Origin of the sequence: Rhodopirellula maiorica SM1, from assembly GCF_000346295.1 — a bacterium.
GTDB lineage: Bacteria > Planctomycetota > Planctomycetia > Pirellulales > Pirellulaceae > Novipirellula > Novipirellula maiorica.
Window position 1 is genome coordinate 1 of sequence record NZ_ANOG01000230.1, and the last position, 12,536, is coordinate 12,536.

The following is a 12,536-nucleotide window of genomic DNA, read 5'->3' on the forward strand; positions in this document are numbered from 1 at the left end:
TCAAACGTCCCGCCTGTAATCGTCGCGTGCTCCCTGATATGGCATACTCTTAGACAACAACCTGACCGAATCAACGCGAAAGTGGATAAGACAGCATGGAGTTGCTCGAAAAATCTTTCAGCGAGGATCGATGCATTCTGGATCTTGAAGCATCAAACCTCGATGACGCGCTAGGCAAGATCCTGCACGAACTCGCTCGTCGCGGAACGATCCCCGCAGAGCAACGAGATCCTCTGCTTTCCCTGCTGCTACAGCGAGAACACACCGCCGCCACGGCGATTGGCCAAGCGGTTGCAGTGCCGCATGCCTACAGCGAAATCTTAACAGAGCCGCTTGTCGTGTTCGCCCGTTTGCGGCATCCGATCAATGCCGGAGCCCTCGACGGCGTCGGCGTCTCTTACATCTTTTTGTTAGTCGGTCCCGATAAAGCCGCGCGGCGACATATCGACACGCTTGCCGCCATTGCTCGATTCATGAGCGATACGGAAGCCCGCTACGAGCTTCGCCATGCCAAGGACGCAGTGGGACTAACCGAAGCGTTCCAGCATTTTCAGACGCGGATCGCCCCGGCCGTACCGGTACCGGAAGTCGACGTCCACAAGGGGTTGCGTTGGACAGGCCGTTTTGCCGGCGGTTTGATCGATGATTTTCGCCAACGTCTGCCTTACTACGCTTCCGATTTTCGCGATGGTGTGCATGGCAAAAGTGTCGCGTCAATCATGTTTCTGTTCTTTGCCTGTCTGGCCCCCACTGTCACGTTTGGCGGGATCATGGGTGTGGCGACGGGCGGACAAATCGGAGCAGTCGAGACAATTTTGGCAGCCTCGTTCGGCGGAGTCTTGTATGCGTTATTTTCGGGCCAACCACTAATCATCATCGGGACCACCGGTCCGTTGTTGGTGTTCATCACGACGCTTTACACTTTATGCGTACAGCTCAAAATCCCTTTTTTGCCAACATACACTTGCGTCAGTTTGTGGGCCGGCGGGCTGACGATCCTCTTGGCGGTAACCGACGCAAGCGCGTTGATGCGTTTCTTTACGCGTTTCACCGATGAAATTTTTGCCGCATTGATCTCGGTGATCTATATCTACGAAGCCCTCTCGTCGCTGGCCCGCGAATCCCAGGACATCAATGATGTTGCCAACCCCTCGCATGCATTGCTGACGCTGCTGCTAGCACTTGGAACCTTGTACTTGGCAATGAACTTGCAAGCGTTCCGCCGAAGTCGTTTCCTATTGCCGTGGATGCGTGAACTGCTGGGCGACTTTGGCCCCACGATTGCATTGGTCGCAATGAGTGCGGTGGCGTTCTGGCTGAGCAACGTCGAACTGGCAAAACTTGACATCCCAAATGAATTTGCACCGTCGCTTCATGGCGGCCGATCATGGTTCGTCAACCCAATGGACGCACCTCAGTGGGTATGGTTTGCCTCGGCGGTCCCGGGACTACTGGGCGCCGTGCTGATCTATCTAGACCAGAACATCACCGCTCGTTTGGTCAACAGCCCTGATCATCAGTTGCGGAAAGGCCCCGCATACCACTGGGACCTTGGCGTGATTGGCATCCTGACTGCGGTCTTCAGCCTGTTTGGACTTCCCTGGCTCGTTGCGGCCACCGTGCGATCGCTGAACCATATTCGCAGTTTGGCGGATGTCGAAGAGGTGGTGACACGTAGCGGCGAGCGACGCGACCGGGTGATTCACGTCCGCGAAACACGCTTGACCGGCCTGCTCATTCATCTAGGCATCGGTGGATCGCTGATCGCGTTGGCGCTATTAAAGATGGTTCCGATGGCCGTGCTGTACGGAATCTTCCTATTCATGGGTCTGGTATCGATGAAGGGGAATCAGTTCCTCGAGCGGCTAACGCTGTTGCCCATGGAAAGTAGTCTGTATCCCCAAGCACACTACATGCGACGTGTCCCCAAACGGATCGTACATCTTTATACGATTTTGCAACTCGTTTGTTTGGCCGTCTTGTGGGTGATCAAAAGCAGTGCGATCGCGATTGTCTTTCCGCTATTCATCACGTTGTTGGTACCGATTCGCATTCTGGCAAACCGCTTTTTCAAGAAAGAGCATCTTGCGGCGCTCGATGCCGCGGAAACGCCAAACGAATCCTCCAGCAGCTTGCCAGGCTAAGTCCCCACATTCGCCTCCTACTGCGATGATTGCTCGCGTGCTTGGCGGCGCTGCACACTCTGCTCGACGATCATCCGCTTTTCTGCGGCGGAAGCACTCGACCAACGAGCGATCTCCATGCGACTGCGAAAACAGCCGACACACAGATCGCTTGGATCAAGCGAACAGGTACCGATGCATGGCGAGGTCACACCGCCATCACCGTTTGTCGCGGGTTCACTCATCGCAGATCACCTAGCATGTCCCAATCAAACGCGTCCGAAGACGATTCGATTTCGTCGCTGACGTCTGAAAAATCACCGCTGAATTCTCGCATCACCTGATCGATGATCTCGCTGCTGTGATGAGATGATCCCACGACAGACGGAAACGAAACATCGGCGATAAAATCGGCCGCGACATCACTCTCGGCCACTCCCGTTCGACCTGACGGAGTCGTCACGGCTGGTGTCGCTAAAGGCAGCCCCACGACATCCGGTGTTGCGGCGGGGAAGGGCAGGGCGGTCGAAAATTCGGATTCTGCCGTCGGCGTCACGATGCTGTTGTTCATTCGATTGATCACGTTCAGAGCATCCAGTGCCGTGATTTTGCCATCGCCAGAAACGTCATAATACATCCCTGTGAAATCGGCGAGTGTTTCGATCACCGGCAGACTCGACTCTCCTTGCAGCGGCAATCGATTGATGATCGTCAGTGCGTCCGACGCAGTCACAGACCCGCTATTGTTGACATCCCATCGATCTCGCGAGTTTCGCCACGGTGAATCGCTGATGACCAAGATTTCAACGCCGTCAAAACGAAGCACCTGCGCGAACACGCCAGACACGATGGTAGGATCTTCGAGCGTCCAATCATCACTCGCGATCAATTGCGAGACACCAATATGCAGTACCATCGACGTATCGGAACCAAACGCCTGAGCGATTGCGTTGGCATCCAGGCTTAGCAATTTTGCTTCGGTCGTCGCGACCACGACTTCTTCGAAACCACGGATTTGGTTGGCCAGGAACGCGGCAAGATCGATTTCGCTTTCGGACAGTGTGACGGTCAAGCGATCAAACCCCTCGCCTCCGTTGATGTTCACGGTCGACAACCCCGTCAACGTCACCTCGTCGTTGCCACCTGCCAAATCGAGCGTCACCGTTTGATCGCCAACAACAACGGAATCCACAAGGAGCTGTTGGGCGCGGTCGTCGCCCACCCACCGCAATCCGTCGTCAGTTTCGGTCAAAGCAAAGGTGTTTTCGGAATCGAGATCACGAATGAGCAACACGTCGTCCTGGCTGACCAATTCAACATTCTCGACCGCGACTTCTTCGATGGTCAAGCTTAGCGAGACCGATTCGGCAGTGGCAAACCCGGCGTCGGATTCTCCGGAAACCACCGAAACGACGATCGAGTGAGTCTCGTTTTCTTCGATCACAAAGTCTGCAATGCCGGACACCGTGACCGTTTGCGGAACGCTCCAGTTTTCGCTCGTGAACACCACCCGCGTCGGATCGAGTTCGTAGTCACCCGATGCGGATTCGGCAACCGCAAGCACGACATCCGAGGCCGGCTGCGCCGTCAAGCGAATTTCGAACGTAGCGAATGTCCCCAATTCACTCACCTGCAACTCATCACCGCTGGTCACGATCTCGATCCCAGCGACTTCATCGTCAACGACTTGAATTGTCCCTACGCCATCGGCAAATCCGTCGGCAGTTCCTGTCACCTGTTCTTCGCGATCACCATCGAGCCGAACGTTGTTGATCAGATCGATCGTGATCGATGCCGATCGTAGGTTTGCGGGAATCGTGATCGAATCTGGCAGATCAAAACGAGTATCGACAATGCCTTGAAGCGACACCACCAACGACTCGGAAACATCCAAGGTATTTCGCGACACCGTCAGCTCAACGGCGGCTTCGCCATCATTTTCATTGACCACCGCTTCGGAAAACTCGATCGACAAGACGGGCTCGTCCACTTCGGTCAACTCGATTGCCGCGGTGGACGCCACATAGCCATCCCCCTGGGCGGTGATCGTCGCCGTTTGATCCTGGCCCGCCAATCCGTCGGAGACAACATCGCCGGTGAAGGCGACCGAGCGACTGCCTGCAGGAATCGTCACGGTCACAGGCAACACGATCCCATCGGCGCCGTCAACATCGATCGACACCTCGATGGCCGAGTCGAGGTTGGCATCGTTTCGTGAAATCACTCCGGTTACCGCACCGTCGCCCGCATCTTCGGCGAAGCTCAATTGATCCAGCCACAATCCGATCTGTTGTTCGTCATCATCGAGCACGCTGAATTGCCCGGGCACCGACGTGTATCCATCGACCGCCGCCGAGATCTCGATTGTCGCGTCGCCATTGGCAATCACGTCGTTGATGACATCAAACGAGAACTCTGCTACAGCACTTCCGGCGGGAATCGTCACAGTCGCAGGCAACAACAAACGGTTTGACGGATCAGCATCGATCGCCACCACAAGCGGACTGGATAAATCATCATCGTTGCGATGAACCACGCCGTACCCGGCTGGCTCGTTCGCAGGTTGAATTTGCACGTCATCCACCGCGAAATAGGCAGGCGTATTCATTCCAAACGCGCCCACATCCGACGAGGCAACGGAGAGTTCAAGTCGATCGGCCGCTGCAAGTTGCGTCAAATCGACTTTTGTCCAATCCTGGACGATGTAGTCCAATGAGTTATCGGCGAAACGATAATCGGCAAGATAGAATGTCACGGTCCCAATCGATTGATCGCTCGCATCCAATCCTTCGATCGTCAACAACAAGTAATCGGGATCGTCGCCCGATTCGCCACCAAACTTTTTAGCGAACGCGTCACCTTGGCTCATCGAAAGAGCGGCATAGGTGGTGTTGGTGACCATCAACGAGTCGAACAATCCATCACTATTCTTTTGAATCACGGCAGCCGAATTGCCGGTGACCCCGGTGCCCACCGCGTAGGTCGACGATCCATTTGCGCCGCTTCCCGCGAACGCACTGAACTGGTTTCCGTAACCCGCCGTCGTTTGATCGGTGGTGTTCGACAGCGCCCACCCGGACCATGACCCCCAAGCCGGATTGTAGCTGTTGGCAAAGCCAAGGTTTCCGGACTGAAAGCTTCCCGCACCGTCCTGGCCCTTGTAGAACGAGTTGCCGAGCAGTCGCAGTCCTGCATCTTCAAAGTCCGCGTCGGCGATACCAAGCGACTCATCCAGCTCTCCCACCCCAAGCGTGACCACGAGCGCCGATTCGTCGTCATCCTCGATGGTGACCGTCGTCTCACTCGACAGCGAATCCGCAGTCGCAGTGATCGTCACAACCGCATCGCCATCGACGACGATATCATCGACGATGTCCAATAGCACCTCGACCGAGGCTCGTCCGGCGGGAATCGTCACCTCAACCGGCACTCGCAATTGGCTCGCATCGCTGACGGTCAGCGTCACGTCGAGCGGTTCGGAAAAGTCCATATTTTGTCGTGATACGGTGATCGACGGAGCGGGATTGGCAGGGTCAATCGTTTCGGCGATCACGACATCGTCCACGGCAAAGTAGGCAGGCGTATTCATTCCAAAATCGCCGACGTCCGAGGAGCTCAAGGCAAACTCGAGCTTGACTGCGTTCTCGAGTGACGACACATCGACCACCGACCAATCGTCCACGATGTAATCAAGCGAGTCATCGTCGAAACGATAATCAGCCAAATAGAACTCGACCGTCCCGACCGAATCACCAGCTTCGTCGACGCCTTCGATCGTCAACAAGAACCAATCGGGATCCGAGCCGTCGGCGCCACCAAACTGCTTGGCAAACGTGTCACCGTTGGCCATCGACAACGCGGCATAGGTCGTGTTGGTGATCGACAATTGCTGGAATCCGATACCGTTATCGGCGTCACGAGTGATGCTAGGCGGATCGGCGGCGTAGCCCGATGACACAGCGTATGTCCGCGAGCCATATGCTCCGGCACCGGCAATCGCACTGTATTGATTCAAGTAGCCGGGGGTCGTCGTATCGGTTGTGTTCGAAATCGCCCAACCGGACCATGAACCGTAGGTCGCGTTGTAGGCATTGTTCAGAATCAAACCATTGCTAACAAATTCGCCATTTCCGGCTGCACCATTGTCGAACGATTCGTTGGCGAGTCCGATCCCCAGGTCTTCGAATTGAGTGGTCGTAGCGACATCGGATTCGCTGAAAGTGCTTTCGCTAGCGGTCACTCGAATCGCGGGCTGGTCGTTGTCATTCACGTCGACCGAACTTGGCAGCGAAAGGAAACCGGTAGCCGTCGCAGTGAGCTGAACCGTGGTGGTGCCGTGATCGACGTCATCATCGACGGCCAAGATCGTGAACGTCGTCGAGGTGGCACCGGCAGGAATCGTGACTGTCGAGTCAACCGCAGCAATCGATGGCGACGAACTCGAAAGCTGGACCGTCAACGATTGAGTCGTATCCGTATTGATTCGTGTGAGCGTTCCAGAAACCGTCGTCCCTTCGTCCATCGTGTCCGATGCCACCGACACCGTCAACGTAGGCAACTCGTCATCGTTGATAGTGATCACGCGAACCGCTTGCAAGTCGCCTGTGGTGGCGGTGATCGCAGCGACGACATCACCACCGGCTAGGGAGTTGTCGGTCACTCCGATCGTGAAATCGACAAAGGCTTGGCCGGCGGGAATCGTCACGGTCGACGGTACAATTAGCCCCGCCGTGTCGCTGGAAAGGGAAACGGTCATCGCGGCTGACAAGTCGTCTTCGCCACGAGTCACACGACCGGTTGTCGCCGCGGCTCCGGCGTTTTCAACGATCGCGTGGTCGAGCACATCGACGGCGATCCCCGGCGTCAAGAACGACAACTCGTCCATCGCAAAGTAGGCAGGAGTATTCATCCCGAACGGGCCCACATCGGACGAAGTGACCCAAAACTCGAGCGAATTCGCGCCAGCAAGCGAACTCAGATCGACTTCGGTCCACGCATCGATGATGTAGTCCTGCGACGAATCATCACTGCGATAATCGGCCAGATAAAAATCGACCATTCCCACACTCGTTCCCGAGTCGTCCTTGCCTTGGATCGTCAACAAGAACCAATCTGCTTCGGTCCCCGACACTCCGCCGAATTTCTTTGCAAAGGAGTCACCGTTCTGCATCGACAAAGCGGTATACGTCGTATTGGTGATCTGGACCGACTGCAACGACCCCGCATCCTCAGGCAACGTGATCGTTGCGACATTTTCCCCCGTCGCTGAGGCAAACGCGACACCGTAGGTGTCGGAATCATTGGCACCGCCACCGGCGATCGCACTGAATTGGTTCGTGAACCCGGGGGTCGACGTGTTGGTTTCGTTCGAATACGCCCAACCCGACCAAGAACCATAGTCGAGCGAGTAGGCATTGTTTAACTGCGCTTCGTCGCTCGCGAATTCGCCCTTGGTGACTTGGTCCCCATAGGGCCCCTCGCTGGTCGTGCCACCGGAAACAGGCCCGTTCCAGTGCGACTCGGGCGTCAGCGATTGACCAACATCCTCGAAGCCAACCGAAGAAACGTCATAGGGTGCTTGATTGATCACGCCGATCGCATCGAGATCGAACCCGGCGCTACCCACCGTCGGATAGGGATCGTACACGGTATCGCCACTGGAATCGGTTTGCGTTCCGTCGCCAACGATATCGACGATGCGAACGTGGGTGATCGCGGAGATGTCTAAGTTTGCACTAACGCCCGCGAGATCATTTAGATCGAAAGGCGTTCCAAAACCTTGACGATACTTCCCTGCAAAACCATCAATATTTGTCGGATCGATGCTGCCGAAACCACCAACGGACGAATCGGTCAACGAGTCGGTATCAAAACGAAAAAAGTCGCTGCCGTTAGAGGAGACTTCGACAAAGGCCAACTCCAAAAATGTGTCGGTCACACTGTTTTCGAAAACGGCAAAATCGGCACCAAGTCCATCACGGATTGGAATATCAAACTGCAACGTGATCTTGCCGCCTCGGCCGAGCGAGACGATATCGAAACTGGTTCCCGCCGCGGGACCTAACGCCTTGGCGGGTGTCTGGAACGTCTCGCTGACATCGGAACCCGCGTCATAGTTCTGCCAATCGGTTGCCCAAGCGACAATCGCGGGATCATCCATCGCGATCGCAGTGCTGCCCGTCTCGCCGGCCGCAGGTGCGTAGGGTCCGGCGGCCATCAAACGGCGATCCTCGAGTCGTTCGGTAATCAGTCGGCGGCGACGGCGAAGCTGGTTTGTACGTTGACGCATAGTTGTTGTTTATCGTGTTGAGAGTATCTGTGTGCGAACGTTTAATCTCGAGCGACACAGGATGTTGCTAACCGTGTAAAAATCTAAAAATCCGAGACCACTTCGTGTCCCGCACGCGTGCATATTGCCGCTAATATCTTCAAATCCATGCTCTCGTTTAGAAAGCGAACCGATCCATCGGCAAAAGCCGCATTGACTCCTTGAGGATGAAAACTTCGCATGTCGTTTTCAAAACTCGGTGCCTTGTTGATCGCAAACGCTTGATCAAACAAGTTCTTTCCATTGATCCATTGTCCATCAGGAAAATCAGCGTCCTCGGACACCACGACTGTCGTAGAGGTGCCGTCCAAGATGTCGCGAAAACGTATCGCTCGGTCGTAAATCATCACTCCCGAGGGCGGATTGTTGGTGCTGAGAATGCGTTCGCCATAAATGCCGCCATAATCGGTCACGCCGCGACCTTTCTTCAAATTGTCGCTGCGAGGTGTCGAGGGACAGATGAAGGTCGAAATGACCGACGCTGCGGCGGTGGCGTTTTTCGGATCGTCGTAGGGGACGCCGAAATCAATCTGCTGCCAAACCGCGGTCTGTTCGATTTGCGGCAACATCATCGCCGACCACGCAAACTCTTTGCCCTTGGGCCAAAGCGGACGTGGCTGGATCACCCCGATGGGAAATTGGTTAAAAGCAGCGTGATAATTTTGTAGCCCCAATCCGATCTGGTGCAAGCGACTGTGACACTGCATCCGACGCGCCGCCTCGCGTGCCGCTTGGACCGCCGGCAATAGCAATCCGACAAGCGTGCCAATCACCGCGATGACGACCAAAAGCTCGATCAACGTGAAGCCGCGTTGGTGGCCATGCGATCGAGGTCGACCTTTGTGTAGCAACGAAACCGATTGCGGGCGACAGGCTGGAAGCCTATCCCACAATGGGTTTGTTTGTTCACAATCGCAAAACCTCATCGACGTACCGCCAACGATTTTATTGAAGTAGGGGAAAAGACTGGGTGGATGTCGTCGGTTTCCCACCGCTGCGTTCGCAACCGCGAAGGGCAGGGAAGGGGGGGAGAGCGACAGCACTCAAGCCAAGGAAAATCAACATCAACGACTCGCTGCAAAACGCCCTTTGCACAGCGGAGACGGTTCGATCGTGACGCTAACCTCACCCAAGAAGGTTTTTCAAGAATCGCGGCACGGGTGACAAGGTCGGTGGCCCACTCATCGTGGCCAACCTTGTTCTGCGCAGCGAGTTCCAAAGCATCCGGTGACGCGGTAGGTCTTCTGACTCTGAATGCACGCCAACTTCTTCCGCCTTCTCATTCCCAAATCGATCGACGCCCGATGGCGTCAAACACGATTTAAAGAACAATGGCACGAAAGAGTGAGAAGTTGACGGTTCACGCAAACGTCACAAAAAGCAACCGAATCCGCGAACCCCATCCATCACAGCGGCCGGGCCGTCTCGGAATTTCACCGAAGTTCCCTGTTTCCGCAAAACCCAAGATCCGTTGACTTTGCGGCACCGCTCACCGTTAATGGACGACTCTATCGGCTCGCCAAAACATTGTCAAACGCCCCCTTGCAATGTCGCTCTCATTCACCTTGGCCCAACTTGGACGGGACGATGAGCGACGTCAGCATGATTCAATTCGACTCCCAAGGACTCCGAAAACCTGATGAACAATCGCTGCATGATCGTCATCCCCGCTCGCCTGGCTTCGACACGACTCTCCGAAAAACTGCTTCGCGTCGCAGGGGGCAAGACCATACTCCGCCACACCTGGGAAGCCGCGTCCAACGCTCGTATTGCCGATGCCGTCGTGGTGGCAGTCGATGACCCAAAACTTGCCGACGAAGTGGAATCGTTCGGCGGCCGATTCGTGATGACCAGCGTCGATTGCCCAAGTGGGACCGACCGAATTGCCGAAGTCGCCGCTCAATTCCCTGATTTTGACGCCTTTATTAACGTCCAAGGCGACGAGCCCGAAATTGATCCCGACACAGTGGATCTCGTGGGCACAATCCTGATCAATGATGCCAGCGCCGACATCGCCACGATTGGGACCCCGATCCGCAGCGAGGCACTTCTGCAGGATCCGTCCTGCGTCAAAATTGTGGTTGCCGCAGCAGGGGGAGAGGCGGCGGGGCAGAGCAGGGCAGGGCAGGCCGCCACGACGCCCACTCACTCGCAATTCGCCGGCAGCGCCATCTATTTCAGCCGCGAGGCGGTGCCACATTGTCGCAGCGGGATCACCCCCGAAACGCTCGCCATGGAACCGCCACTGTTTTGGCACCACCTAGGCTTGTACGCCTATCGCCGCGATTTTTTAGAGTGGTTTTCCAACCAACCGCCCAGCCCGCTAGAGCAATCCGAGCGACTCGAGCAACTGCGAGCGATCGAAGCGGGCAAGCGAATCGTTGTCGGGCGTGTCCAATCGGCCGCCCCAGGGATCGATACCGAAGCCGATTTCCAAGCGTTTGCCGAGCGGATTCGCTAAAAGCGATTCCGAGGCTTTGCGACGACTTCCGTCTTTTTCCCATTTGGGTATGATTTCGTTCCATGACGAAACACATTTTTGTAACCGGTGGCGTTGTTAGTTCGCTTGGCAAAGGCTTGACCAGCGCTTCGATGGGAATGCTGCTTGAGCAGCGAGGATTGCGGGTCCGCATGCAAAAGCTGGATCCCTATATCAACGTCGACCCAGGGACGATGAGTCCCTACCAACATGGCGAGGTCTACGTTCTGGATGACGGCAGCGAAACCGATCTCGACCTCGGGCATTACGAGCGGTTCACCTCAGGCCGACTTTCTCGCGACTGCAACTACACGACAGGCCAAATCTATCTGTCGGTCATCGAAAAAGAACGCAAAGGCCAATTTCTTGGCAAAACCGTTCAGGTCATCCCGCACATCACCAACGAAATCAAGTCGGTGATCAAGCGGATGGGGGGCGACGACGTCGACGTCGTGATCACCGAAATCGGCGGCACCGTCGGGGACATCGAAAGTCTGCCGTTCCTCGAAGCGATCCGACAATTTTCGCTCGATGTGGGACGCGAAAATTGTCTGTACATGCACCTGACGCTGGTGCCGTACCTGAAGGCTGCCGACGAACTGAAAACCAAACCGACCCAACACTCGGTCGGCCAATTGCGTGAAATCGGGATCCAACCAGACGTGCTGGTTTGCCGCTGTGAACATTCGATCAGTCGCGATGACCGCGAAAAAATCGCACTGTTCTGCAACGTGCCGGTCGAAGCCGTCATCGAAGAAAAAGACAAAGACTTCTCGATTTACGAAGTCCCGCTTTCGCTAGTCGACAACAAACTTGACGAGCTAGTGGTCAAAAAACTGGGGCTGTCCGCATCAAGCTTAGATATCTCGCCGTGGACAGATCTACTACACCGGCTTCGCAACCCGCACCACGAAGTCTCGATCGCCGTGGTCGGCAAATACGCCGAACACAAAGACGCTTACAAATCGATCTACGAAGCGATCGACCATGCGGGCATCCATCACCAAGCTCAAATTCGTATCGGACGAATCCAAAGTGCCGATATCGAACGCGAAGGCGCCGAACGACTACTTAGCGGTTACCACGGCATCCTGGTTCCCGGTGGATTCGGCGAACGAGGTGTCGAAGGCAAAGTGCAAGCGATTCAATTTGCACGCTCGCGCGGCATCCCCTTCCTCGGCATCTGCTTGGGGATGCAGTGCGCCGTGATCGAATACGGCCGCAACGTCGTCGGACTTGATGCTGCTCATTCAAGCGAATTTGACAAAGACACCCCACACCCGGTCATCTGCCTACTCGACGAACAACAAAACGTCACACAAATGGGCGGCACCATGCGACTGGGCAGCCAACCGACCAAACTGGACCAAGACAGCATCTCGGGCAAGGCGTACGGAAGCGATCAAGTGGACGAACGCCATCGCCACCGCTATGAATTCAACAACGAATTCCGCCAACAATACGAAGCCAGCGGAATGCGCTTTGCGGGCACAAGCCCCGATGGCGGGCTCGTTGAAATCGTCGAACTGCCTGACCACCCTTGGTTTGTGGCCGTTCAATACCACCCCGAATTCAAGAGCAAACCGCTGAAGGCACATCCATTGTT

6 protein-coding genes and 1 riboswitch are annotated in these 12,536 nt (G+C 55.7%); of the genes, 3 read left to right on the forward strand and 3 right to left on the reverse strand.

What is annotated here, in order from left to right:
* Positions 1–95 precede the first annotated feature (95 nt).
* On the forward strand, positions 96–2,144 hold the full coding sequence (locus RMSM_RS06905; protein ID WP_008693430.1) for a PTS sugar transporter subunit IIA: 2,049 nt from the start codon (positions 96–98) through the stop codon (positions 2,142–2,144).
* 17 nt (positions 2,145–2,161) lie between these two features.
* On the opposite strand, the gene RMSM_RS06910 is transcribed toward RMSM_RS06905, so the two are convergent.
* The 3 genes from RMSM_RS06910 to RMSM_RS06920 form a co-directional block, all read right to left on the reverse strand.
* On the reverse strand, positions 2,162–2,368 hold the full coding sequence (locus RMSM_RS06910) for a DUF1289 domain-containing protein (protein WP_008693432.1): 207 nt from the start codon (positions 2,366–2,368) through the stop codon (positions 2,162–2,164).
* Positions 2,365–8,412, reverse strand: a complete 6,048-nt coding sequence (locus RMSM_RS06915; RefSeq protein WP_008693433.1) for a DUF4465 domain-containing protein — start codon at positions 8,410–8,412, stop codon at positions 2,365–2,367. The genes RMSM_RS06910 and RMSM_RS06915 overlap by 4 nt, the downstream gene beginning before the upstream one ends.
* 83 nt (positions 8,413–8,495) lie before the next feature.
* The gene (locus RMSM_RS06920; RefSeq protein WP_081614051.1) at positions 8,496–9,377 is read right to left on the reverse strand and encodes a DUF1559 family PulG-like putative transporter; all 882 of its coding nucleotides are present in this window, start codon (positions 9,375–9,377) and stop codon (positions 8,496–8,498) included.
* A gap of 291 nt (positions 9,378–9,668) precedes the next feature.
* A riboswitch (cobalamin riboswitch) is annotated at positions 9,669–9,955 on the reverse strand.
* Positions 9,956–10,090: 135 nt separating this feature from the next.
* On the opposite strand from RMSM_RS06920, the gene RMSM_RS06925 reads away from it, so the two are divergent.
* Both RMSM_RS06925 and RMSM_RS06930 read left to right on the forward strand, forming a co-directional pair.
* Positions 10,091–10,912 (forward strand): 3-deoxy-manno-octulosonate cytidylyltransferase, encoded by an 822-nt coding sequence (locus RMSM_RS06925; RefSeq protein ID WP_236622037.1) that lies wholly within the window; start codon positions 10,091–10,093, stop codon positions 10,910–10,912.
* 62 nt (positions 10,913–10,974) lie between these two features.
* Positions 10,975–12,536 (forward strand): CTP synthase (locus RMSM_RS06930; RefSeq protein WP_040764524.1); only part of this gene is annotated, 1,562 nt, incomplete at its 3' end.

Excerpts from the sequence above, each read along its gene's own strand:
- RMSM_RS06905 (WP_008693430.1), top strand. The coding sequence starts at position 96 with ATGGAGTTGCTCGAAAAATCTTTCAGCGAGGATCGATGCATTCTGGAT.
- RMSM_RS06910 (WP_008693432.1), bottom strand. The coding sequence starts at position 2,368 with ATGAGTGAACCCGCGACAAACGGTGATGGCGGTGTGACCTCGCCATGC.
- RMSM_RS06915 (WP_008693433.1), bottom strand. The coding sequence starts at position 8,412 with ATGCGTCAACGTACAAACCAGCTTCGCCGTCGCCGCCGACTGATTACC.
- RMSM_RS06920 (WP_081614051.1), bottom strand. The coding sequence starts at position 9,377 with ATGAGGTTTTGCGATTGTGAACAAACAAACCCATTGTGGGATAGGCTT.
- RMSM_RS06925 (WP_236622037.1), top strand. The coding sequence starts at position 10,091 with ATGAACAATCGCTGCATGATCGTCATCCCCGCTCGCCTGGCTTCGACA.